At 69.0% G+C, this 24,292-nt stretch carries 21 protein-coding genes; 6 read left to right on the top strand and 15 right to left on the bottom strand.

Annotated elements, in window-relative coordinates; translation table 11 throughout:
• Positions 1-42: 42 nt before the first annotated feature.
• The gene (gene mnmA / locus V2S05_RS03005) at positions 43-1,140 is read right to left on the bottom strand and encodes a tRNA 2-thiouridine(34) synthase MnmA (RefSeq protein ID WP_271637701.1); all 1,098 of its coding nucleotides are present in this window, start codon (positions 1,138-1,140) and stop codon (positions 43-45) included.
• Between the two features lie 38 nt (positions 1,141-1,178).
• Positions 1,179-2,333 (bottom strand): cysteine desulfurase family protein, encoded by a 1,155-nt coding sequence (locus tag V2S05_RS03000; RefSeq protein WP_413633812.1) that lies wholly within the window; start codon positions 2,331-2,333, stop codon positions 1,179-1,181.
• Positions 2,334-2,432: 99 nt separating this feature from the next.
• Between V2S05_RS03000 and glgX the strand changes: the two genes are divergently transcribed.
• Genes glgX through glgB form a run of 3 tightly spaced genes read left to right on the top strand, consistent with a single transcriptional unit; the run spans position 2,433 to position 8,822 of the window.
• On the top strand, positions 2,433-4,502 hold the full coding sequence (gene glgX, locus V2S05_RS02995) for a glycogen debranching protein GlgX (RefSeq protein WP_413633811.1): 2,070 nt from the start codon (positions 2,433-2,435) through the stop codon (positions 4,500-4,502).
• A gap of 31 nt (positions 4,503-4,533) precedes the next feature.
• Positions 4,534-6,618: a maltotransferase domain-containing protein gene (locus V2S05_RS02990; RefSeq protein WP_413633810.1), complete on the top strand. Its 2,085-nt coding sequence runs from the start codon at positions 4,534-4,536 to the stop codon at positions 6,616-6,618.
• Positions 6,615-8,822: a 1,4-alpha-glucan branching protein GlgB gene (gene glgB, locus V2S05_RS02985; RefSeq protein WP_413633808.1), complete on the top strand. Its 2,208-nt coding sequence runs from the start codon at positions 6,615-6,617 to the stop codon at positions 8,820-8,822. The genes V2S05_RS02990 and glgB overlap by 4 nt, the downstream gene beginning before the upstream one ends.
• 57 nt (positions 8,823-8,879) lie before the next feature.
• Here the strand turns inward: glgB and V2S05_RS02980 are convergent, their stop codons facing one another.
• Both V2S05_RS02980 and V2S05_RS02975 read right to left on the bottom strand, forming a co-directional pair.
• Entirely contained in the window at positions 8,880-9,827 is a 948-nt protein-coding gene (locus V2S05_RS02980) for a tetratricopeptide repeat protein (protein WP_413633807.1), read from the bottom strand.
• The gene (locus V2S05_RS02975) at positions 9,824-11,707 is read right to left on the bottom strand and encodes a glycosyl transferase (RefSeq protein WP_413633805.1); all 1,884 of its coding nucleotides are present in this window, start codon (positions 11,705-11,707) and stop codon (positions 9,824-9,826) included. The genes V2S05_RS02980 and V2S05_RS02975 overlap by 4 nt, the downstream gene beginning before the upstream one ends.
• Before the next feature lie 181 nt (positions 11,708-11,888).
• Between V2S05_RS02975 and V2S05_RS02970 the strand changes: the two genes are divergently transcribed.
• On the top strand, positions 11,889-12,968 hold the full coding sequence (locus tag V2S05_RS02970) for an AI-2E family transporter (RefSeq protein WP_413633803.1): 1,080 nt from the start codon (positions 11,889-11,891) through the stop codon (positions 12,966-12,968).
• A 15-nt stretch (positions 12,969-12,983) separates the two neighbouring features.
• On the opposite strand, the gene V2S05_RS02965 is transcribed toward V2S05_RS02970, so the two are convergent.
• From V2S05_RS02965 to rpsB, 8 genes are all read right to left on the bottom strand, one after another.
• Positions 12,984-13,271 carry a hypothetical protein gene (locus tag V2S05_RS02965; protein WP_271637712.1) on the bottom strand — a complete coding sequence of 96 codons (288 nt, stop codon included), beginning with the start codon at positions 13,269-13,271 and terminating at the stop codon, positions 12,984-12,986.
• Between the two features lie 9 nt (positions 13,272-13,280).
• On the bottom strand, positions 13,281-13,949 hold the full coding sequence (locus tag V2S05_RS02960; protein WP_413633801.1) for a transglycosylase SLT domain-containing protein: 669 nt from the start codon (positions 13,947-13,949) through the stop codon (positions 13,281-13,283).
• A 60-nt stretch (positions 13,950-14,009) separates the two neighbouring features.
• On the bottom strand, positions 14,010-14,597 hold the full coding sequence (locus V2S05_RS02955) for a DivIVA domain-containing protein (RefSeq protein WP_413633799.1): 588 nt from the start codon (positions 14,595-14,597) through the stop codon (positions 14,010-14,012).
• Positions 14,597-15,562, bottom strand: a complete 966-nt coding sequence (locus V2S05_RS02950; protein WP_413633798.1) for a phosphatidate cytidylyltransferase — start codon at positions 15,560-15,562, stop codon at positions 14,597-14,599. Before V2S05_RS02950 ends, V2S05_RS02955 begins: the two co-directional genes overlap by 1 nt.
• A gap of 195 nt (positions 15,563-15,757) precedes the next feature.
• On the bottom strand, positions 15,758-16,312 hold the full coding sequence (frr, locus tag V2S05_RS02945) for a ribosome recycling factor (protein ID WP_271637717.1): 555 nt from the start codon (positions 16,310-16,312) through the stop codon (positions 15,758-15,760).
• Positions 16,313-16,386: 74 nt separating this feature from the next.
• Positions 16,387-17,103, bottom strand: a complete 717-nt coding sequence (pyrH, locus tag V2S05_RS02940) for a UMP kinase (RefSeq protein WP_271637718.1) — start codon at positions 17,101-17,103, stop codon at positions 16,387-16,389.
• 90 nt (positions 17,104-17,193) lie between these two features.
• Positions 17,194-18,021 (bottom strand): translation elongation factor Ts, encoded by an 828-nt coding sequence (gene tsf, locus V2S05_RS02935; protein WP_271637719.1) that lies wholly within the window; start codon positions 18,019-18,021, stop codon positions 17,194-17,196.
• 43 nt (positions 18,022-18,064) lie between these two features.
• Positions 18,065-18,916: a 30S ribosomal protein S2 gene (gene rpsB / locus V2S05_RS02930; protein ID WP_413633797.1), complete on the bottom strand. Its 852-nt coding sequence runs from the start codon at positions 18,914-18,916 to the stop codon at positions 18,065-18,067.
• Between the two features lie 297 nt (positions 18,917-19,213).
• Here rpsB and V2S05_RS02925 point away from each other — a divergent pair, with 297 nt between their 5' ends.
• Positions 19,214-19,705, top strand: coding sequence for a murein hydrolase activator EnvC family protein (locus V2S05_RS02925; RefSeq protein WP_271637721.1), 492 nt, complete (start codon positions 19,214-19,216; stop codon positions 19,703-19,705).
• Between the two features lie 23 nt (positions 19,706-19,728).
• Here the strand turns inward: V2S05_RS02925 and V2S05_RS02920 are convergent, their stop codons facing one another.
• The 3 genes from V2S05_RS02920 to V2S05_RS02910 all read right to left on the bottom strand — a co-directional run bounded on the left by V2S05_RS02920 (position 19,729) and on the right by V2S05_RS02910 (position 22,478).
• Complete coding sequence (locus V2S05_RS02920) at positions 19,729-20,631, bottom strand: tyrosine recombinase XerC (RefSeq protein WP_271637722.1); 903 nt, start codon at positions 20,629-20,631, stop codon at positions 19,729-19,731.
• Positions 20,632-20,820: 189 nt separating this feature from the next.
• Positions 20,821-21,996: a DNA-processing protein DprA gene (locus V2S05_RS02915; RefSeq protein ID WP_413633796.1), complete on the bottom strand. Its 1,176-nt coding sequence runs from the start codon at positions 21,994-21,996 to the stop codon at positions 20,821-20,823.
• Positions 21,993-22,478 (bottom strand): ATP-binding protein, encoded by a 486-nt coding sequence (locus V2S05_RS02910; RefSeq protein WP_413633794.1) that lies wholly within the window; start codon positions 22,476-22,478, stop codon positions 21,993-21,995. The genes V2S05_RS02915 and V2S05_RS02910 overlap by 4 nt, the downstream gene beginning before the upstream one ends.
• Before the next feature lie 72 nt (positions 22,479-22,550).
• Here V2S05_RS02910 and V2S05_RS02905 point away from each other — a divergent pair, with 72 nt between their 5' ends.
• The gene (locus tag V2S05_RS02905; protein ID WP_413633793.1) at positions 22,551-23,981 is read left to right on the top strand and encodes a tyrosine-type recombinase/integrase; all 1,431 of its coding nucleotides are present in this window, start codon (positions 22,551-22,553) and stop codon (positions 23,979-23,981) included.
• Positions 23,982-24,292 lie beyond the last annotated feature (311 nt).

Below are 24,292 nucleotides of genomic sequence, written 5' to 3'. Positions count from 1 at the left end.
CGGGGCTTGACGCCGGACCCGTCGTGCGTCAGACCCGTGCGCTCAGGCGCCGACGGGTACGGCGGAGACCGTCGTGTCGATCGTGAACTGCCCGAGCACGCGCGTGCCGACATAGATGACCGCGCTCTGGCCCGGCGCCACCCCGTCGAGCGGCACCTCGGGCACGACGCGCACACCGCCGTCGGTGACGTGCACGCGAGCGGGAACGGGCTCGGCGTGCGCTCGGATCTGCACCTCGCAGGCGAAGTCGGCCGACTCGGGTGCAGCACCCGCCCACGAGAAGCGCTCCCCTGCGATCTCGGCGATCGCGAGGGCCTCCTTCGGACCGACGACCACCGTGTTCGACACCGGCCGCACCTCGAGCACGAAGCGCGGCTTGCCGTCGGGAGCCGGCACACCGAGGCGCAGTCCCCGACGCTGGCCGACGGTGAAGGCGTGGGCGCCGTCGTGACTGCCCACCACCTCACCGCTGCGGTCGACGATCTCGCCGGCCGCGGTGCCGACCTTCTCCGCCAGCCAGCCGCGCGTGTCGCCGTCGGGGATGAAGCAGATGTCGTGGCTGTCGGGCTTCTGCGCGACGGTGATCCCCCGGGCCGCGGCCTCCGCTCGCACAAGCGCCTTCGACGGTGTGTCGCCGAGGGGGAAGTAGGTGTGCGCGAGCTGCTCGGCGTTCAGCACGCCGAGCACGTACGACTGGTCCTTCGCGGAATCCGACGCGCGATGCAGCTCCAGTCCTGCGGACCCGTCGACGAGCGTCGCGTAGTGACCGGTGCAGACCGCATCGAAGCCGAGCTCGATCGCCCGCTCCAGCAGGGCGGCGAACTTGATCTTCTCGTTGCAGCGCAGGCAGGGGTTGGGGGTGCGACCTGCCTTGTACTCGGAGATGAAGTCGTCGATGACGTCGTCGCGGAAGCGCTCCGAGAAGTCCCACACGTAGAACGGGATTCCGAGCAGGTCGGCCACGCGCCGGGCATCCAGCGCGTCCTCGACTGTGCAGCAGCCGCGGCTGCCCGTTCGCAGCGTTCCGCCGGCGCGGGACAGCGCCAGGTGCACGCCGACGACCTCGTGGCCCGCGTCGACGGCGCGAGCCGCCGCCACGGCCGAATCGACACCGCCGCTCATCGCCGCAAGAACTCGCATGGTCTCCAGTCTACGAGTGCTCGCCTGGGCGGCTCCCGTCAGCGTGAGGCTCGCGCGACGGCATCCGGGATCGTGGCGAGCACCGCCTCGACATCCGCCGCAGTGGAAGTCGAGCCCAGTGTGAACCGCAGCACGCTTCGAGCGTCCTGCTCGCTGCGACCCATCGCCATCACCACGTGCGAGGGCTCGGCGACGCCGGCCTGGCATGCCGAGCCGGTGGATGCCGAGATGTCGGCCATGTCGAGCAGGAACAGCAGGCTCTCCCCCACCGTCCCCGGGAACAGCAGATGCGCGTTGCCCGGCAGCCGATTCGCCGGATCGCCCAGCAGCGCCGCCGATGGCACCGCGGCCAGGACGCCCGCGACGAGACGGTCGCGCATAGCCGCGAGCCGGGCGCTCTCGCGCGTCCGCTCGGCTTCGGCCTCCTCCAGCGCGGCGGCGAGGGCTGTCGCCCCCGGGACGTCCTGCGTGCCGGCACGCAGACCGCGCTGCTGCGATCCGCCGTGCAGCAGCGGAGCGATCCGCGCGCCGCGCGAGACGACCAGCAGGCCGGTTCCGACGGGCGCGCCGATCTTGTGCCCGGCGATGCTCATCGCCACCAGACCGGCATCGACCGGGGCGTCGCCCCTCAACCCGCGGAACACGACCGGCAGGTGACCGAAGGCGGAGACGGCATCGAGGTGCAGCGGAACGCCCGCCGTCGCCGCCGACCGGCTCAGTGCGGCCGCGTCGTTGACGGTGCCGACCTCGTTGTTCGCGATGAGAGCGGTTGCAAGGGTCGCGCCGGCCAGGGCAGCGGTGAACGCCGACACGTCGATCCGGCCGAGCGCGTCCACGCGCACCGGGCGGACGTCGGCTCCCTGGCGCTGGAGAGCCGAGACAGTGTCGATGGTGGCGTGGTGCTCTGCGTCGGGCAGCACGATCGCCCCGGCGACCGTGGATCGGGAGACCCACATGCCGTGCACGGCCGTGTTGATCGACTCGGTGCCGCCCGAGGTGAACACGACCTCTATCGGGTCGCAGCCGACGACGGCGGCGGCGCGCTCGCGCGAGTCCTCGAGCAGACGGCGGGCGGCCTGACCCGCGCCGTGCGTAGACGACGCGTTGCCGACGATCTCGGACGCGGCGATCCACGCGTCGCGCGCTGCGGCGCGCAGCGGCGTCGTCGCCGCGTGATCGAGATAGTGCCGCATCCTGCCATTCTCCCACCGCCGCCCTCTGCGGGACTGAGAGTCACTGCGCACGGGACGCAGATTCACCGTCGACGGACCGCCCCGTTTAGGCTGTTGCCCATGCCCGCTCTGCCCGCACTGCCGCTCGGCGGCGACGCTCTCGACCACCTCGGTGTGCGCCTGCACGACGGTGGCGGAACGCTGCGCGTCTGGTCCCGCAACGCGTCGTCCGTCGAGCTCGTCCTCTTCGACGAGCACGACCTCGACTGGGAGACCGCAACTCTGCCACTCGAGCGGCAGACAGCGGGCGTCTGGCAGGTGAGCACCGAGCTGCTGCGACCGGGCGCACGCTACGCCCTGCGCGTGGACGGGCCACTCGGTCCGGGCAACGTCTTCAACTCCGAGACTCTGCTGCTCGACCCGTACGCGCGCGGGCTCGCTCAGGGCGGCGGATACCAGGAGTGGCGATCCGTCGTCATCGCGGACGGCTTCGACTGGGGCGATGTGCGAAAGCCCGCCGTGCCGATGGACGAGACCGTCATCTACGAGGGCCACATCAAGGGCCTCACGAAACGTCACCCCGGCGTGCCCGCAGCGCTGCACGGCACGTACGCCGGTCTCGCGCACCCGGCGATGACGGAGTATCTGACGGGGCTGGGCGTGACGAGCGTGGAGCTGCTGCCGGTGCAGGCGTTCGTACCGGAGCCCCGGCTGCTCGAGCGGGGCCTCACCAACTACTGGGGCTACAACACACTGAACTTCTTCACCCCGCACACCGCGTACGCCACCGAAGCCGCGCGCCGCGCCGGTCCCGAGGCCGTGCTCGACGAGTTCAAGGGCATGGTCAAGCTGCTGCATCAGGCGGGCCTCGAGGTCATCCTCGACGTCGTCTACAACCACACCAGCGAAGAGGGCCTCGGCGGCCCGCGATCCAGCTTCCGCGGCATCGACAACGCGCTCTATTACCGCCAGCTCGAAGACGGCGCCTATGTCGACACCACCGGCTGCGGCAACACGCTCAACACGTCTGCCGACGCGCCCGCGCGTCTCGTGCTCGATTCGCTGCGCTACTGGGCGACCGAGATGCAGATCGACGGATTCCGTTTCGACCTCGCGACCTCGCTGGCCCGTGACAGCGGCCACGAGTACGACCCCGAACACCCGCTGCTGCGTGCCATCGGCGAGGATCCGGCGCTGCAGGATGTGAAGATCATCGCCGAACCATGGGACGTCGGACTCGGCGGCTGGCAGACGGGCAACTTCCCCGCGGGATGGAGCGAATGGAACGACCGTTTCCGCGACCGTGCCCGCAACTTCTGGCTCAGCGACATCGACTATGCCCGACGGGCTTCGGCGCCGGTCGGCGTCGGCGGCTTCGCCAACCGTCTCGCCGGCTCGGCCAACACGTACTCACCCGAGCGTGGCCCGCTGGCGAGCATCAACTTCATCACCGCGCACGACGGCTTCACTCTGCACGACCTGGTCAGCTACGACGTCAAGCACAACGAGGCCAACGGCGAGCAGAATCGCGACGGGGCCGACGTGAACCGGTCGTTCAACCACGGTGTCGAGGGTGAGACCGACAACCCTGCGATCCTGGCGGCGCGTCGAAGGGCCATGCGCAACCTGATGGGAACCCTGCTGCTCTCAGCCGGCATTCCGATGATCACCGCGGGCGATGAGTTCGGACGCACGCAGAAGGGCAACAACAACGCGTACTGCCACGACTCCCCGCTCACGTGGCTGAACTGGAGTCACGAGCCGTGGCAGCAGGATCTGCTGGCGCACATCACGCGGCTCACGCGGCTGCGCGCCGAGAACCGCGCCCTGCGGCCGGCACGCTACGCCGTGCTCGGCGAGCACGTGCCCGAGGCATCGGAGATGGAATGGTTCGACCAGAACGGCGAGACGATGTCGGCCGAGCAGTGGAACGATCCTCGCCATCGCACCCTGCAGTACGTCGCCACGAGCGATCCACGCGACGGTGAGAGCAACCGCATCCTGCTGATCGTGCACGGCACCGAGGCGCCGATCGACGTCCGCCTGCCTGACGGGCTCGAAGACGCAGCCGGCTTCACCGCACTCTGGTCCAGCGCAGACGAGACGCCGCGCAGCGAGCAGCGCCGATACGCGCCTGGTGATGTGCTGCCGATACCCGGCACCTCGATGCTGCTCTTCCGCGTCGAGTGACGCCCACCATCAGGCACGGTACATTCGAGGTGTGGCAGCACCGACAGCACGTGACTCTGCGGGTCTGAGAAGCCCCGCCCAGATCCCTCTGCGCCCTGCCGCTGAGACGACGCATGCCCCCGGCCTCAGGGCCGGGCGGATCCCGCTCTTCTCGCCGACACCGCATGTGCCCCAGGGGTACCCGGCGAAGGCCTTCGTCGGCGAAGCCGTGCCGTTCGGTGTCGTGGCCTTCCGCGAAGGGCACGATCTCATCGGCGTGCATCTGCGCCTCTCCGCTCCGGACGGGCGTGAGACGCTGCACCGCCTCGACGCGCTCGACGACGGCACCGACCGCTGGCGCACGACCGCCGCGCTCGACCTCGCAGGCGACTGGCGCTACCGGTTCGAGGCGTTCTCAGATGACTTCGGCACCTGGGCGCACGCCGCCGACGTCAAGGCGCTCGCCGGCGTCGACGTGCCCGTGATGTGCGCGCTGGGCGTGCAGCTGCTCGCAGCTGCCGCCGCCGAAGGAGACCGGCCCTCCACCGAGGCGCGCATCCTGAAGGCCGCGGCGACGACGCTGCGCAGGGCGCAGAAGACAGCGGATGCCGAGGCGCTGCGCACCGTCGCCGTCGCCGTCACCCTGCACGACGCCTTCGCCGCTCGCCCGCTCGCCTCGCTCGGATCGGTCACCGACTGGCTGCCCCTGCGCGTGGAGCGTCGACGGGCGGGCGTCGGCGCCTGGTACGAGTTCTTCCCCCGCTCGGAGGGTGCTGTGCGCCGCAAGGACGGCACCGTGAAGAGCGGCACCTTCCGTACCGCGGCGCGGCGGCTGCCGGGCGTGGCCGGGATGGGCTTCGACGTGGTGTACCTCGTGCCGATCCACCCGATCGGGGCGACCAACCGCAAGGGTCGCAACAACACGCTCACCACCGAGCCGGGCGATCCGGGATCGCCGTACGCGATCGGCTCCGCGGACGGCGGTCATGACGCCATCCACCCCGAACTCGGCACCGAGAAGGACCTGCGCTCCTTCATCCGCGCCGCGGCGAAGGAGGGCCTCGAGGTCGCCCTCGATCTCGCGCTGCAGGCGTCTCCCGATCACCCCTGGGTGGACGAGCATCCGGAGTGGTTCACGACCCTCCCCGACGGCACGATCGCCTACGCCGAGAACCCGCCGAAGAAGTATCAGGACATCTATCCGATCAACTTCGACAACGATCCGGCCGGCAGCTACGCCGAGATGCTGCGTGTCGTCATGCACTGGGTGTCGCTCGGGGTGAAGATCTTCCGCGTCGACAACCCGCACACCAAGCCGCTGCAGTTCTGGGAGTGGCTGATCGCCGAGGTCAACGCCGCAGACCCCGATGTGATCTTCCTCGCCGAGGCGTTCACCCGTCCCGCCGTGATGCGCGCGCTGGCCGCCGTCGGCTTCCAGCAGAGCTACTCGTACTTCACATGGCGCAACACCAAGGCGGAGCTCGAGGAGTTCCTCACCTCGGTGTCGCAGGAGACGAGCGACTACATGCGCCCGAACCTCTTCGTGAACACGCACGACATCCTCACCGAGTACCTGCAGTACGGCGGACAGGCGGCCTACCGCATCCGGGCGTGCATCGCGGCGACCGCGGCTCCGATCTGGGGCGTGTACGCGGGGTACGAGCTGATCGAGAACGTGGCCAGGCCCGGGTCGGAAGAGAACATCGACAACGAGAAGTACGAGTACAAGTTCCGCGACTGGGAAGGTGCTGAGCAGCGTGGTGAGTCACTCGCGCCGCTGCTGCGGCGTCTGAACGAGATCCGTCGCGAGCATCCGGCTCTGGGGCAGCTGCGCAACTTCTCTGCGCACTGGAGCGACGACGACGCCGTGCTCGTCTACTCCAAGCACCTGGATGCCGCCTTCACCGGCACCGGGCACGCCGACACCATCATCGTCGTGGCGAACGTCGACCCGCACTCCGTGCGCGAGACGACCGTGCACCTCGACACCACGGTCTGGGGCATCGAACCCGGCGACGCGTTCGAGGTCGAGGATCTGCTCACCGGGGCAGTCTGGACCTGGACAGACCACAACTATGTGCGACTCGACGCCTTCGCCGAGCCCGTGCACATCCTGAAGGTGAAGGAGCGATCATGAGCTATCTCGAAGACGTCTCTGCGTCGGCGGAGTGGATCGCGGTGTCGCAATCCACCCATCACGATCCCCACGCCGTGCTCGGAGCGCATCCGCGCACCGATTCCGTGGGACGCACCACCACCGCGATCCGCGCACGCCGGCCGTTCGCCCGCGCTGTGCAGGCGGTCTTCGACGACGGGTCGCGACTCGACCTCGCACACGTCGCCCACGGGATCTGGGAGGGCACCCACAGCGGGCCTCCTGTGGCGTACCGCCTTGCGACGACCTACGAGGACGGCGAGGAGACGATCGCCGGCGACCCCTATCGTCACCTCAGCGCGGTCGGAGAACTCGACATCCACCTCATCGCCGAGGGGCGCCACGAGCGGCTGTGGGAGGTCCTGGGGTCGCACCCGCGGGCCCTGGACCGCGAGCAGGGCGTCGACTTCGCCGTGTGGGCTCCGAACGCCGGGGCGGTGCGTGTGGTGGGCGACTTCAACGGCTGGAACGGCGAAGGTCACGTGATGCGCTCGATGGGCGGCAGCGGCGTCTGGGAGCTCTTCATCCCCGATGTTCCCGTCGGCGCACGCTACAAGTACGAGATCCTCGGTGCCGACGGGCACTGGCGACTCAAGGCCGACCCGATGGCCCAGCAGGCGGAGCTGCCGCCCGCGACCGCGTCCGTCGTCACGTTGAGCGCCTACCGCTGGAACGACGAGTCGTGGCTGCGCCGCCGAGCCTCGGCGCATGCGGTCGCGCAGCCGATGTCGGTGTACGAGGTGCACCTCGGATCCTGGCGCGGCGGCCTCACCTATCGCGATGCGGCGGATCCGCTGATCGAGCACGTCCTCGCGACGGGTTTCACGCACGTGGAGTTCATGCCCCTCGCCGAGCATCCGTTCGGCGGGTCGTGGGGCTATCAGGTGAGCGGCTACTACGCGGCGACGAGCCGGTTCGGCACCCCCGACGATCTGCGGTATCTGATCGACCGCCTGCATCAGGCGGGCATCGGCGTGATCATGGACTGGGTGCCTGGCCACTTCCCCAAGGACGAGTTCGCTCTGGCGCGCTTCGACGGCACCGCGCTGTACGAGCACGCGGACCCGCGGCGCGGCGAGCATCAGGACTGGGGCACCCTGGTCTTCGACTACGGCCGCAGCGAGGTGCGCAACTTCCTCGTGGCCAACGCCCTGTTCTGGCTCAGCGAGTTCCACATCGACGGGCTGCGCGTCGACGCCGTCGCATCGATGCTCTATCTCGATTACTCGCGCAAGGCGGGCGAATGGGAGCCGAACATCCACGGCGGCCGGGAGAACCTCGAGGCCATCCACTTCCTGCAGGAGGTCAACGCCACCGCCTATCGGCTGCACAAGGGCATCGTCATGATCGCCGAGGAGTCGACCGCCTTCCCCGGCGTGACCGCCCCCACCGACCATGCCGGACTGGGCTTCGGTTTCAAGTGGAACATGGGCTGGATGAACGACTCGCTCGAGTACATGAAGCGCGACCCGCTGCATCGCTCGCACCACGAGGGCGAGATGACGTTCTCGTTCGTCTATGCCTTCGGCGAGAACTACATGCTGCCGATCAGCCATGACGAAGTCGTGCACGGCAAGGGAAGCCTGGTATCGCGCATGCCGGGCGACCACGCGCAGAAGCTCGCGAACCTGCGCGCCTACCTGGGTTTCATGTGGGGCCATCCCGGCAAGAAGCTGCTGTTCATGGGTCAGGAATTCGGTCAGATCGGCGAATGGTCGGTAGACCGCGAGCTGGACTGGTGGCTGCTCGACCAGCCGTCGCACGCTCAGCTGCAGCAGCTGGTGGGCTCGCTGAACGCCACGTACCGCGCGCACGCGCCGCTGTGGGAGCGCGACAACGACGGCTCGTCGTTCTCGCGTCTGGGCGCTCCCAGCTGGGACCCCAGCGTGATCGCCTTCGAGCGGCGGGATGCCCATGGCGGCCGCCTCGTCGTCATCTCCAACTTCGCGGGCGTGACGCGCACCGGATATCGCCTCGCGCTGCCGGTCGAGGGATCCTGGCAGGAGGTGCTGAACACGGATGCCGCTGTCTTCGGCGGGCACGACGCCGGCAACCTCGGCATGATCAGCGCGCACAGGGAGAGTGACGACGACCCTGCTGTCGCGACCGTCACGCTTCCCGCGCTGTCGACGCTGTGGTTCCGGTACCAGCCCGACCCGCACCTGCCGACACCCAGCCACTGGTGAACGAACGAGCGCCCGGCCCTGAGGGGCCGGGCGCTGTCGTTCCAGCGCTGCGCTGCATCAGAAGAGCAGCGAGGTGAGCCTTGTGCGCGCGGCGGTCACGCGGGGATCGGTGGCGCCGATGAGCTCGAACAGCTCGACCAGCCGCTCGCGGATGCGGGTGCGGCCGTCGGAGTCGGCCGCGGTGAACAGGTCCAGCAGCCTGCCGAACGCGTCATCGACATGGCCGCCCGCGAGGTCGAGGTCGGCCACCCGGAACTGCGCGTCGACATCCGTGGGCGCGGCGGCCGCCGCAGCGCGAACCTGCTGCAGGTCCAGACCCTGCACCCGGTGCAGCAGCCGCACCTGGCCGAGCCCTGCCTTCGCGTCGTCGTCACGGGGGTTCTCGGCCAGAGCCTTCTCGTACGCGCTGATCGCGCGGGCGTAGTCGCCGGCTTCGATGGCCTCGAAAGCCTCCGCGTGCAGCGGCGGCATGGGCGCCGGCTCATCGGTGTCGGCCACGGGAGCGTCGTCGTCGCCGTACGGCACCGATCCGGTGACGCCGTTCTGCGCGGCGACCTCCAGCAGACGCGCGAAGACCTCACGCACCTGCTCCTCGGGCACCGCACCGGTGAACATCGGCACGGGCTGTCCGCCGATGAGCGCGACGACCATCGGGATCGACTGGGCGCGGAACGCCTGGGCGACCTGCGGGTTGGCGTCGACGTCGACCTTGGCGAGCACGACGCGTCCGCGCTGCTCACGGGTCACCTTCTCGATGATCGGGCTGAGCTGTTTGCACGGCCCGCACCACTCGGCCCAGAGATCGACGACCACCGGAACGGAGCGCGACAGCTCGAGGATCTCGCCGAACGACTGGTCCGTGACGTCGACGACGACATCGGACGCGCCATCGCCGGGGGCGGCCGGGGCTGCCGCACCCGACGGCGCCTGGGCGGCGGCCGGGCGGTTGCGCAGAGAGGAAAGATCGACGGCGCCGCGCAGCGCGGCAGCGGAGATATCGGTCACTGGTTCACCTTCACACTGAGGAGGTCCTGATGGTAGGCGAGCAGACGGATCTGCTCCTTGGAGCCCTGCGCGGGCACGGAGAAGAAGAGCTGGATGCCGTAGGTCGTCGTGAAGCCCTTCGCCGACTCCTTCACACCCGTCAGCACGCTCGCCTCCTGATTCTCCCCGATCCTGATCACCGCGTCAGCCGACGTCGGCGTGATCGTCTCGATGTCGTCGACACGCACGGCGACCACCGCACCGCTGCCCAGCGTGGCGAGGGAGAGAGGAGTCTCTTCAGGCGCCGTCATGTCGAACGCGACCGCCGACGTGGTGTCGGCCTGCTTCTCTTTGAGGCCGGTGAGGATGGCGGTGCGGCTGTCGCGGATGCTCTGCGCGAGTTTCTCGGCAGTCGCGTCGAATCGGCCGGCGAACTCGCTCTTGTCGCCGTTGTCGACGAAGTCGGAGAACGCCTCGGCCAGCTGCTCCGGGGCGAGCGCCAGGAACGGCGAGTCGGCCGGGATGCGGGTGGTGCCGAGCCAAGCCGGAGCGACGTCGGGGAACTCCGACGCGGCGGGCATGTCGGCCATCTCGGAGATGCGGTAGTTCGACCAGGGGTCGTCCTGCGTCATCGTCAGCAGCACTGGCGCCGCAGTGTCGTCCTTCTCCGAGACTGTCAGAGCGAGCACCGAGCGCGGCCAGCTGTCGGTCGCCTCCGGAAGCAGGATCTTGACCTTGTCCCGCGGTGCGGTCAGCGGCTCGGTGCGCTCGGCGATCTTGCCGCGGAGCGCGTACTCCGTGCGCCGGCCCTCCAGCACGGGGCCCGCCAGACGCGTCTCTGCACGGGCGATGTCGAGATCCGTGTCGGCCTGCTGCACGACCTCGGCGATCTCGGAGACGATGCGCTGACCCTGCTTCTTCGTCACGACCGGAAGCTTCTGGTCTTCGGGTGTCACGACCGTCGGCGTGGGGGTCGGCGTCGGGCTCTGAGCGCCGAACTCCGGCCAGGATTCCGCCGTGCAGCCGGTCGCGAGCACGGCGGTCAGGGTCAGCGCGGGCAGGCCCATGGCCAGGCGCCGTCGCAGTGCGTTCCGCTGCGTGCGGCCGGAGGGCCGATCGTCCGCGGCGGACGCGCCTGCGGGCGCATCGGTTCTATCGGTCGCTGCGCCGTCGGGATCGGCTGCCGGCGCGTCACCGGGCTCGATCGCCTCGCGCCGCGGCGCGCCCTGCATCTCGATGGGCTGCGTCTCGGGCAGCGGTCCTGGGCCCTTGCGCAGCGGGCCGCGTCCGCGCCGCTGATGGCGGATCGCCAGGATGTAGAGCACGAGACCTGCGAGCAGCAGGACGCCGCCGGCGGTCATCAGCGGACCAGCCAGCGGTGTGCGGGTGTCGACACCCCAGCTGATGACGACGTCGTCGGGCGCGGGCTCGACGCCGTCGCGGGCGATGAGCACGCTGTGGCCAGGCGTCAGCTGCATCTCGGTGATGAGGTAGTCCTCGTCGACGAACGAGTCCAACCACAGGTCGGATCCTGCCGGGTTGCGCCCCGAGGTCTCGCCGCCTTCGGTCGGTGTCTGCTGCGGCGCCACCGTCTCGCTGACCGGCTCGTCGCCCTTCCCCAGGGTGACGCTGGTGTAGCTCGTGTCGGACAGCCACGCCTCGGCGTCAGCGGTGCGTGCGTACGCGACGAAGATCTCGCCATCGTCGCGCACGAGCAGGGTCTGCAGACCCGGGTGCGCGCTGAGCACCTCGGCATCGACGAGCAGATAGGGCTGCGGCTCGTCGGCCGAGAGTGCCATCGTCTGCTCTGTGGGTCCCATGAAGATGGTGCGCTGGGCGATCCCGGCTCCGATGAGAACCGTGGCCAGCACGAAGGCCACGACGGCCCATACGAAACGCACGAATCAACTCCTTACGTGACCGGGCATTCGCCGCCGGTCCGCTCGACGTTTCAGACTAGCGAAACCACCTGGGCGTTGCCCACGAAGCGCGGGGTGCGACCGGGCCGCGCGAGCTGCGGCCCGTCGCGGGGGCGCCGAACCGAGCAGCAACTAGGATCATCGCAGGTCGATCAGGAGAGCCATGAAGATTCACAGTCCCTTTCGCACCGCGCTGGTGGCGACGCTCGGCGTGGGGCTGGGGCTTCTGCTGCTCACCGGCGTGCAGACCCTGTCGACGGTCATCCTCTACATCGGCACCGCCCTCTTCCTGAGTCTCGGACTCGACCCGCTCGTCACCTTCCTCGAGCGCCGCGGACTGCCCCGCTGGGCCGCCGTGCTGCTCACCATCCTCGCCGTGCTGGGCGTCTTCGCCGCGGTCGTGCTGATCGTGCTGCCGGTCGTGACCGATCAGATCACGCAGCTGGTGACACGCATCACCCCGCTGTTCGTGAACGGCGAGCAGACCGTGAGCGACGTCAAGGCCTGGCTGGCGGACGCGTTCCCCGATCTCGAGGTGAACCTGGTCTTCGACTACATCGACAGCTGGATCACGTCGGAGGAGTGGACCAAGAACGTGACCCAGTGGAGCACCACGATCGGCGAAGGCGTGTGGGTCGTCGGCGGCGCGGTGCTGGCCGGGGCGTTCGGTGCGTTCATCGTGCTGATCCTCACGATCTACATGACCGCCTCGACACCGTCGCTCAAGCGCGCCGTCTATCAGCTCGTGCCGGCTTCCAGGCGCGAGCGCTTCATCGACATCGCCGACCAGATCACCGATTCGGTCGGCCACTACGTCATGGGCCAGGTCACGCTCGGCGTGATCAACGGCATCCTGAGCATGGTCTTCCTGTCGATCATCGACGCGCCGTTCACCGCGGTTCTCGCCGTGGTCGCCTTCTTCTTCTCGCTCATCCCGCTGGTCGGGACGCTGACCGGCTCGACGATCATCGTGCTCGCCTGCCTGCTGCCCGGGGTCGGATCGCCCGGGACGGCTCTGGCCGCCGCGATCTACTACCTGATCTACATGCAGGTCGAGGCCTATTTCATCGCACCCCGCATCATGAGCCGCGCCGTGTCGGTTCCCGGAGCCGTGGTCGTCATCGCGGCGCTGTCCGGCGGCGCGCTGCTCGGGCTCCTCGGTGCGCTGATCGCCATCCCCGTGGCCGCGAGCGTGCTGATCATCTACCGGCAGGTGCTGATCCCCCGCATGAACGAGCGCTGAGCGGGGCCGGCGCATTCAGGCGATGCGCCAGCAGTGCGAATGCCAGTGGCGCCGGGCGGCGAGATCAGCGCTCTCGCCCATCACCCCGTCCGCGCGCCAGACGACGACGTGCGCCGTCCCTGGCGCGACCATACCCGCGCAGCCGGGGCACCGGTACTCCTTGACCGCCTTCACCGCTGAGATCGGCTGGACGACCCAGTCCCGACCCCGTCTGGTCTCGGTGCGCTTCCACCCGGCCAGGAGCCGGTCGAATGACTCATCCGACGCGGAGCGCTCAGGCCTGCGTCGACGGGAGCGTGGCATGCCGCCTGCTCACCACCAGTGGTTGCGGGTCCAGAAGTTGTACGCGCCGGCCCAGCTTCCGTAGCGCCCCACGGCGTAGCCGTTGCCCCAGCGGAGGTTGTCCACCGGGTCGTATCCATTGCCGGGGACCTTGCTGCAGGGAAGCGCCTGGACGAGTCCGCACGCGCCCGACGACTTGTTCGTCGCGTTCGGATTCCAGCCGCTCTCCTTGGAGACGATGTAGTCGACATACGGCCAGTCGCTGCCGGCGATGCCGGCGGCCGCCATCCACTCCTCCTTCGAGCCGCCACCTGTATAGCGCGGCGGCTGGGCAGGTGCGCTGCTCTTCGGAGCGGCTGCCGCCTTCGCGACCGGCGCAGGTGCGGGCGGCGGGGTCGGCTTCGGCTTGACGTAGACCTCGAAGCCGTTGCGGGCCACGGGAGCGATGTCTGCGCCCTCGACCGAGACCGTGATGCTCTGTGTGTCGGCGGCCGCCAGCGAGAACGCCGTCACGGGCGTCTCGGTCGGCTCGGGATCGGCGACGGCGACACCGCTCGGCGCCATCATGGCCGCCGAGATGCCGACGACGGCGAGACCGGCCAGCACAGCGCTGACGCGATGACGCGTCTTGTTCTTCTTCATCGCACGCGATGCGTTCGAGCGCGGCGCGTTCGAGATCAATTCGTTATCGGGAGTCACGATGGCCATCAGTCTACGCACACCTCGGCACTACATCCATGAGAACTCACCGAGAACACCTCATCGCACGGACAGGATGACTTCCACCGTCGCGTCGAGGAGGGCATCCACCTGCTCCTCCCGATAGCCGCCGCGCTGCATTCGGAAGGCGGCGCCGCGGACCTGCTCGACGTCGAGCGGCTCACCGTCGCGCAGGAATGCCGCGATGCGGTCGCCGACGTGGTCCACCTCGTCCACCCGGTAGCCGAAGGTGAGGATGGTCGTGCGCGCGAACCGCTTCCTGCGCGGCCTGCTGAGGTGATCGAGCACCTGCTGGGCGTCCTCGCGAGCCTGGGCGACCCAGGCGTCGACGCCGACGCTGCTGATCGCCCGCTCGCGGGCGCGCTGCGCGAACGCATCCTCCACCCGCGCGAGCGCGGCATCGACATCGGCGATCACATAGCCTCCCCTGACGAGAGGGAAGGATGCGGCCCGCACGTCGTCGGCGCCGAAGTCGGCGCGCGACTCCTCGAACGCCGCGCGGGCGGAGTCGAGGAAGCTGTCGACCGCCGCTCGATGGTATCCGCGATGGCGTCCCGTGGTGAGCGGGAATGCGGGCGGCGTCTCGTCACGCGACGAGACGAGCGTCTCGAGGTCGGAATCAGTCATCAGGATCCGATCAGAGGGGTGAGCAGGTAGTACAGCGCGAGAGCGGGAACGGTCGACGGAAGGATGCTGTCGAGACGGTCGAGCAGACCGCCGTGCCCCGGCAGCCACGAGCTCATGTCCTTGATGCCGAGGTCGCGCTTGAGCATCGATTCGCCCAGGTCCCCGAGCGTGGCGCAGATGAGGATCGCGGCGCCGAAGATCAGACCGCACCACCACGGGAGCTGAAGCAGGAAGATCGCGAGCAGCACGCCCACGGCGAGCGACCCGACGACCGCACCGCCGAAACCCTCCCAGGTCTTCTTCGGACTGATTCGCGGAGCCATGGGGTGCCTGCCGAGCGCGAGACCCGCGGCGTAGGCGCACGTGTCGGCGGCGACCGCGACGGCGATGAAGCCGAGCACCCACCACTCCCCGCTCTCCCGGCTCAGCAGCATGAGGGCCACCGAGGTCAGGAAGGGCACGTAGACCTGCACGAAGGCGCCGACGACGACGTCTGCGAGCACGGCGCCGTACGTTCGGCCGTCTGCCGCGATCATCTGCCCGATCATCCGCCAGACGCTGACGAACGCGACCGCCGCGATGAGCACGACCCAGCTCAGCCACAGCGCGGCGAACGGTCCGGTCAGCAGCACGGCCGCGCCCGCGATGAGCTGCGGGGCGATGTCGACGCGACGGCCTCCTGCTCGAAGCGCACGGGAGAGCTCGTAGGTGCCGAGCAGTCCGGCCGCGATCGCGATCGGCAGGAACAGCCATTTGATGAACAGCAGCGAGGCGATCAGCACGGCGCCGAATGCGACGCCGATCAGGATGGCCACGATCAGATCGCGTCCGGTGCGCTGCTTGATCCGCTCGTTGGCCTGATCGAACTGCTCACGAGCCTGCGTGACGTGCGACTCGAACTCATCGCGTCTGGCACGCCACTGCTCGCGCAGGGCGTGGGACTCCGCGCCCTCCCCGACCGGCATGGGAGGACGAGGAGGGATGCGCCCGGTGTCGAACGCCGGAAACGCCGCATCCGACAGGGGCCGCCCCGGATCGGACGCACCGCCGCTTCGGTCGCCGGAGGCCGGGCGCGGCGAAGCCTCGCCGTCAGAGGGCCCCTGCCGGGCTTCTCGACGGGTCAGCGGCTGTTCGCCGGGATCGCTGTCGCCTGACATGCCTCAGACCTCGAGCAGCTCTGCCTCTTTGCGCTTGAGCGCGTCATCGATGGCGTCGACGTACTGGCGGGTCAGCGCGTCGAGGTCCTTCTCCCCGCGAGCGATCTCATCCTCGCCGACCTCGTTCTTCAGAGCGTCGAGCTGATCCTTGGCCTTGCGACGGATGCCGCGCACCTGCACCTTGGCATCCTCGCCCTTCGAGCGCACGAGCTTGACGTACTCCTTGCGCCGTTCCTCGGTCAGCTCGGGCATCGTCACGCGGACGATGTTGCCGTCGTTCGTAGGGTTGGCGCCGAGGTTGGGCATGTCGCGAATGGCCTGCTCGATCGCCTTCAGCGCGCTCTTGTCGTACGGGGTGACGATCAGAGTGCGCGCCTCCGGATTCGCCATCGACGCCAGCTGCGCGATCGGCGTCGGCGAGCCGTAGTAGTCGACCATCAGCTTCTGGAAGAGCTGGGGGTTCGCGCGCCCGGTGCGGACGGTGGCGAAGTCCTCCTTGGCGGCGTCGACCGCGCGGGTCATGCGTGCGGTGGTATCTGCGAGGACGTCCGCGATCACGGGTGCTCCTTAGGTCGTGGTTTTCGAACGATTCTATCCGGCGATGTGCCGCAGAACCCTGAGCGACGAGGCGTTCAGGGCGTGACGAGCGTGCCGATCGGCTCGCCGAGCAGCGCCTTCGTGACGTTGCCTGCCGGCTCCATCCCGAACACGCGCATGTCCATGTTGTTGTCCATGCAGAGGCTGAACGCGGTCGAGTCGACGACCTTGAGACCGCGCTGCAGAGCATCGCGATAGGTGACTCGCTCGATGCGCTCCGCGCTGGCATCCTTGTTCGGATCGGCAGTGTAGATGGCGTCGACGCCGTTCTTCGCGACCAGCACCTCATCCGCGCCGATCTCGAGGGCGCGCTGGGCGGCGACGGTGTCGGTGGAGAAGTACGGCAGACCCGCGCCGGCGCCGAAGATGATCACACGCCCCTTCTCCATGTGACGCTCTGCACGCAGCGGGATGTAGGGTTCGGCGACCTGCGTCATCGAGATGGCCGACTGCACGCGGGTTGCGGCCCCGGCCTGCTCGAGGAAGTCCTGCAGCGCCAGGGCGTTCATGACGGTGCCGAGCATGCCCATGTAGTCGGCACGGCCGCGGTCCATGCCACGCTGGCTGAGCTCGGCGCCCCGGAAGAAGTTGCCGCCGCCGACGACGATGGCGATCTCGACACGATCCACGGCTGCCGCGATGTCGCGCGCGATCTGACTGACGATGTCGGGGTTGACGCCGAGCTGGCCTCCGCCGAACGCTTCGCCGGAGAGCTTCAGGAGGACGCGCCGGCGTCCGGTGCCTTCGGTCATGGATGGGTTCCTCTCGTCCCGATTCAAGATAGTGCCTTCTGGGCATGAAGAAGGGGGTTCGGATCTCGGATCCGAACCCCCTGGGAACTGTTACGCGCCGACCTTGAAGCGCGCGAAGTCGGTCACGGTGATGCCGGCATCCTTCGCGACCTGGGCCACGGACAGCTTGTTGTCCTTCGCGTAGTCCTGCTCGAGAAGCGCGACCTGCTTGAAGTACGCGGTGACGCGACCCTCGACGATCTTCGGCAGCGCGGCCTCGGGCTTGCCCTCGTTGCGGGAGATCTCGGTGACGATCTCGCGCTCCTTCTCGACCTCGGCGGCCGGGACGTCCTCACGGGAGAGGTACGAGGGGTTCGCGAACGAGATGTGCTGCGCGATGCTGCGAGCGGTCTCGGCGTCGGAGCCGCTGTAGGCGACGACGACACCGATCTGCGGGGGCAGGTCCTTGCTGGTGCGGTGCAGGTAGACCGAGACGGCGTCACCGGTGACGGTGCGCACGCGACGCAGTTCGACCTTCTCGCCGATGATGGCGGCCTCGTCCGAGATCAGCTGCTCGACGGTCTGCTCGCCGGCCGGAGCGGCGAGGGCTGCCTCGACCGAATCGGCGGCGACGGCCGCGACGGCGTCGGCGACCTTCTCGGCGAGCGTGATGAACCGCTCGTTCTTCGCGACGAAGTCGGTCTCGCAGGCGAGCTCGATCAGCGTCACAGCGCCGTCGGCCTCGCGAGCGACGACGAGGCCCTCGCTCGTGGAGCGGTCGGCGCGCTTCGCGTTGCCCTTCGCGCCCTTGAGGCGAAGGATCTCGGTCGCCTTCTCGACGTCTCCGTCAGCCTCCTCGAGCGCCTTCTTGGTGTCGACCATTCCGGTGCCGAGCTGCTCGCGCAGCGCCTTGATGTCGGCGATGGTGAAGTTGGCCATGTGTGGTGGCTCCTTGCTTCGTATCTGAACGTGTGGGGGTGACTTACTTGGCGTCTGCCTCGGCCGGAGCCTCAGCTGCCTCGGCCGGTGCCTCGGTGGCTGCCTCAGCCGGTGCCTCGGTGGCTGCCTCAGCCGGTGCCTCGCCGCCCTCGAGCAGCTCGCGCTCCCACTCGGCGAGCGGCTCAGCGTCGCCGGCGTCGGGGTTGTGCTTCTGCTGCAGGCCCTCGGCGGCGGCGTCGGCGATGATGCGCGTCAGCAGCGAGACCGAGCGGATCGCGTCGTCGTTGCCGGGGATCGGGTACTGGAAGTCGTCGGGGTCGGCGTTGGTGTCGAGGATGCCGATCACCGGGATGCCGAGCTTCTTGGCCTCGTCGATGGCGAGGTGCTCGCGCTTGGCGTCGACGACCCAGAGGGCAGACGGGGTCTTCGACAGGTTCCGGATGCCGCCGAGCGACTTGTGCAGCTTGTCGAGCTCGCGCTTCTTGAGCAGCAGCTCCTTCTTGGTGAAGCCGGAGGCTGCGGGGTTGTCGTAGTCGAGCTCCTCGAGCTCCTTCATGCGGGCGAGACGCTTCGCGATGGTGGAGAAGTTGGTGAGGAGGCCACCCAGCCAGCGCTGGTTGACGTAGGGCTGGCCGACGCGGTCGGCCTGCTCGGCGAGGATCTCCTGCGCCTGCTTCTTGGTGCCGACGAAGAGGATGGTGCCGCCGCGGGCGACGGTCTCCTTGACGAAGTCGTACGCCTGGTCGATGTACGACAGCGACTGCTGCAGGTCGATGATGTGGATGCCCGAGCGCTCGGTCAGGATGAAGCGCTTCACCTTCGGGTTCCACCGGCGGGTCTGGTGTCCGAAGTGCACGCCGCTGTCGAGCAGCTGGCGGATGGTGACCACAGCCATGGTCGTCTCCTTGTTCTGACGCTGTCGCGTCGTTGAGGTTGTTCTCGCCGATCGATCGACCGGCAGTCCTGGTGCCCGGCACACGCCCGCCCGCTCGAAGAGCGGGACCTGTGGGAATGGATGCCACGACCTGAGTCGCTGTGGGCACGCGTAGTCACCTCGATTTCGAGGTGCTCTCCCAGTGTACAGGATCGGGCTCCGCCGAAACGCCCTGCACAGCGGCGCGAGTCGGCCGCTTGTCCCCCGTACGCGGGGTCCCGCCGCGCGCGACGGCGCTCGATGCGCGAGGGTGAGACGATGCGCGCCCGCTTCATCGCCGTCGTCCTCTCGCTCCTCGTGTCCCTCGGCGGCGCGAGTGCTGCCGCCGAGGACGAAGGGACGTGGCGATGGCCCGTCGACGGTGCCCGTGCGGTGGTCGAGCCGTTCCGCGCTCCCGCGCATGATTACGGCCCGGGACACCGTGGGATGGATGTCGCGGCCGGCACCCATGCACTCGTCGTGGCGCCCGCGCCCGGCGTGGTGGCGTTCCGAGGCACTGTCGTCGATCGTCCCCTGATCACGATCGACCACGGTGGCGGTCGCGTGAGCACGTGGGAACCGGTGTCATCGGCGCTGTCGCCCGGCGACGCCATCGGCACCGGGGACCCCCTCGGGACGGTCGCCGAGGGCGGCCACGCGGCGCGCGGCACGCTGCATGTCGGAGTGCGACTCGAGGGGAGCTACATCAACCCCCTGCCCCTGTTCGGGGAGGTTCCGCGGGCGATCCTGCTGCCCTGCTGCGAGGGGTGACGCGCACGCCGGACGCCGGCGGTTCAGGCCCGCGGATGGGCGAGGCGATACCCGGCGAGCAGACGCTCGGCCGAGACGTGCGTGTAGATCTGGGTCGTGCCGAGACTCGCGTGCCCGAGGATCTCCTGCACGGCGCGCAGATCTGCACCGCCGTCGAGCAGGTGCGTAGCGGCTGAGTGCCGGAGAGCGTGCGGACCGACGTGCTCGGCACCGACGATCGGGCTGAGCACGCGGGCGACGAGCGCATAGACGGTCCGGGGGCCGATTCGCGCTCCCCGCGCACCGAGGAGCAGCGCGGGCGTGGTGTGCTCGGCGCGGGCGATCAGCGCCGGGCGCCCTCTGCTCAGATACGCACCGATGGCGTCGGCGGCGGGAGCGCCGAACGGGACCACCCGCTCTTTGGCGCCCTTGCCCAGCACGCGCACCGTGCGACGGTGCAGGTCGACGTCGTCGACGTCGACGCCGCACAGCTCCGAGACGCGCATGCCGCTGCCGTACAGCACCTCCAGGATCGCGTGGTCTCGCATCGCGATCGGATCACCTGATGCCGCGGCGGCGCGATGCTGGTCGAGCAGGTCGCGCATGCCGTCCTGGGAGGCGACGACGGGAAGCGTCTTGCCGCGTTTCGGCGTCAGCAGGCGAAGGCTGGGGTCGGCGGCGATGAGCTCGCTCTCGTGCGCCCAGCCGAAGAACGAACGTGCGGCCGCTGCGCGCCGCGCGAGAGTCGAGCGTGCGTCCCCCCGCTGTGTGGCCCGCCAGAGCCACTCGCGCAGCATCTCGAGGTCGATCTCGCGCACGTCGGCGTCAGCGACGACGGCGCCGAGGTCGGCGAGGTCGGAACGGTAGGCGCGCACGGTCGCGGGCGAGAGCCGGCGCACCCGGTCCAGGTACGACGTGAAGGATGTCACCGCGTCCGCATACCTCACCTCTCCAGGATGCCGCTCCCCCGCTGCTTCCTGCACGGGCGCGCCGGGAGAACGCCCGCCCCGCCGGCACGCGGGCTGCGTCGTGGCGCGGGCTGCGTCCTCATCAGGTGTGCTGCGTCATGGCGGGCGGGCTGCCCCGCCGGCATGCGGGCTGCGTCGTCGGCGCAGTTGTCGCTGATCGGCCCGCGGTCACTCGATGCGCACCCACCCGTCGTCGCGCTGGGCGACCAGGCCGTCGAGTGCCACGAGCCCGAGAAGCGAGCGCACCCGCTCGACCGAGAGGCCGCTTCGGCGCGCGATGTCCGCCGTCTCCCGCGCGCTGCGCGTGCTCATCGCATCGAACAGTCTCGTCCGGTCGTGGTCCGGCGTCGCGGACGGTGCGACCGTGGCATCCGACTCTCCCCACAGCTCCCTGACGTCGCGAGCGCTCGTGATGCACACCGCGTCGTACTCCCGCAGCAGGCGATGGCATCCGGCCGAGGCTGCAGATGTGATCGGCCCCGGCACCGCGCCCAGCGGACGCGCCAGCGAAGACGCGTGTCCCGCGGTGTTCAACGTGCCGCTGCGCCATCCCGCCTCCACGACGACCGTCGCGAGTGTGGCGGCCGCGATGAGCCTGTTGCGAGCGAGGAAGCGCCATTTGGTCGGCGCTGAGCCGCAGGGCACCTCGCTGAGCACCACGCCGGACTGCCTGATCCGGTCGAAGAGCTGCTGGTGCCCGATCGGGTACGCCCGGTCGACCCCACCCGCAAGGAATGCCGCCGTGGCGCCGCCCACCCCCAGCGCGGCCCGATGGGCGGCCCCGTCGATGCCGTACGCGCCTCCCGACACGATCAGGGTGCCGCCGCTCGCGAGGTCGCCCGACAGTTCTGCTGCCACGTTCTCGCCGTATCCGGTGGCCGCCCTCGCGCCGACGATCGCCGCAGCCGTGCCGGCCGCCAGCACGTCCGCGTCGCCTCTGGCCCACAGCAGCACCGGCTGATGCACATCGAGGTCGCCCAGCCCGTCCGGCCAGAGGGCATCGCCGGGCAGCAGCACGCGGGCTCCCACGCTGTGGGCGGAGCGCATGGCATCCCGCACGGCGCGAGTGCTCGCACGAGGGCGCCACCTGTCCAGCGCCTCCGCGAGCGCTCGGGGCGGCGCCACTCCCGGTGGCATCAGGCTCGTATCGCCGAACGCGCAGCGCAGCGCCTCGACCGCCCCCAGGCTCTGCAGCAGTGCACCGGCGACACCATCGCCCGGCTCAACGAGCACCGACCACGCGACCCGCGCGGCGACCTCTGTCGGATCGGCGTCGGTCCGCAGCAGTCGTGCGGTCGAGCGCATCTCCGCGTCATCGATCAGTTCCAGTCCGGTGGCGATCATGCCAGGAGTCCTTTCTTCAGGAACAGCGCGTGCCCGAGCTGGTCGGCACCGGGCGATGTCAGGCCTGCGAGGTCGCTGAGCGTCCATGCGATGCGCAGGACGCGGTCGTACGCGCGCAGCGTCACCGCTCCTCTCTCGAGAGCGCGATCCAGCGGTGCGCGCACCGCGGGAGGCAGGCGCAGCGCGCCCTGTCGGAGTCGCTCCCCCGGCACCGCGCCGTTGATGCGCCACGGACTGGAGCGCCAGCGCTCGGCGGCGGCGGCCCGCGCTCGCGCGACTCGCTCGCGCGCCTCGTCGGTGGTTGTCGTGGACCTTTCGCCTGATGTGGCCAGAGATGCCGCGACGCGCGAGACCCGGAGGTCGATGTCGACGCGATCGCGCAGCGGGCCCGACAGGCGCCCTGCGTAGCGGCGGATGGCCATCGGCGGGCAGGTGCACTCCGCTGCACGCACGCCGTAGTTGCCGCAGGGACACGGGTTCATGGCGAGGTTGTGGCGGGAGTTGGTTACTGTCGACTGTTCATTTCGAAACCATTGTCAGGTAGCGTTCGAAACATGGCGACGGATGCTGCGGTTGAACGCTCAGTCTCGGATGGTTCATGGCATGTCTTCCATCGCGAGGACGGGTTGCCATCGGACTGGGGTATCCCGACGGCCACCCCGTTTCTGCTGAATCCTGATTTCAGGTACGACCGGGAATTGAACGAGTTCTTCTACTCCGCTGACATGTTGTCAGCGCGGGCGGCAACGCGCGATGGATACGCCCGTGATCTGTTGATGTTCTTCAACTTCCTGCACCGGAGTCGGGACGTGGCCGACTGGAGACATGCAACCGAGGAGGATCACCGGGCATATCTGGTGTGGCGCCGCTTCGAGCCTCAAGGGCCCAGGGTGGTGGGGGCGACATGGAATCGGGAAGTTAGCGCACAGGCCAGGTTCTTTCGCTGGCAAGCCGCTCGCGGACGCATCGCCAAGAGTCCGGTGCCTCAGCGTGCTCGTCGACACCGACCCGGGTACTCCGCGCGGGGTCCTGGCGAAACTGCAGCCACGTATGCGCACGACGCAACGCGTGGGAACGTGAAGTGGCTGCCTGCCGCGTCTTATCGGCGCTGGCGCGATGTTGGCCTTCGCGGGTACTTGCCAGACGGGCTACCGGATCCGGCTTTTCGCGGCAGATGGGCGTCGCGCAACTCGACGTTCGCTGATCTGATGGTTCGCACCGGCATGCGTCTGACCGAGCAAGTGTCGTTGCTCACGGGTGAGCTTCCTCTCGCAACTGACCGTGGGTACGAGCGCTTTCGGCTACCTGGAGCGGTCGCGAAGGCAGGCTCAGAGCGTTGGGTCTACGTGCCGACGTCCGTCCTGCGCGAGATCTCCACGTACGTGGCGTTCGACAGAGGCGCGATCGTCGATGCCGCAAGAGAACGTGGCGGATACGCAAAGCTGTCTGGGCCCGTTTTGGACCCGAGAACAGGCAGAGTGACCGTCGCCTGGCCGGACGGTCTTCGTACTCACACACGTGCCGATCTACTCACGCCGGCACAGCGCCAGCACACCGTCATTGAGACCGCGGACGGGCTTGAGCCCGCTGCGCTGTGGCTATCCGAGGCTGGGAGGCCGATGGCCGCGCAAACCTGGAAGGACATTTTCAGGCAGGCGAACGCTCGTTGCGAAGCGCACGATGTCCGCCTGCGCGCGCATCCCCATCTGCTTCGCCATACGTTCGCGGTGCTGACGCTCGAGCAATTGCAGCGCGGGCACATCGACGAGCTTTCAGGCTTGTCGCCTCAGCAGCGCACTCACTACTCGCGTGTGTTCGGCGATCCGTTGGACTGGGTTCGCCGAGCACTCGGGCACAGAAGCGTGACCACAACTCAGGTGTATCTGCATGCCTTGGAGGAGCTGGAGATGGAGACTCGTTTGGCGCTGATTCCGAGCGAATGGGAAGACCCGCGGGCAGCCGATTTCAGCGCTGATCAGACGTGAGCCGAGGCCGAGGATCTACACGCGCAGGCCGGCCCTCGCCCCTTCCTCCGCCCGGATATCACCCGGAGTTCACGGAGGAGTCCCTGAGAACCACGAGTAGCGTTGTTCACTTCCGTGGCGAAGACGCGCGGGAGCGATCGTTCGATGTCGGTGAGTTGCCGTTGCCAGGTTGGCATGCGGCGTTGGCTGCGGCATGGTCCACGCGCATAGGGCCCTCTGGCGAGCTGCGTACACTCGCCTCCGTGCGGGGCGCTTGGGGTACGCTCGCTCGATTCATTCGATTCATCGCGCAGCTCCCTCGACCGCCGAAG

Source organism: Microbacterium sp. OR16 (assembly GCF_047306725.1).
GTDB lineage: Bacteria > Actinomycetota > Actinomycetes > Actinomycetales > Microbacteriaceae > Microbacterium.
The sequence above is the reverse complement of the archived record's forward strand: the minus strand, read 5'-3'. Positions and strand labels throughout refer to the sequence as shown.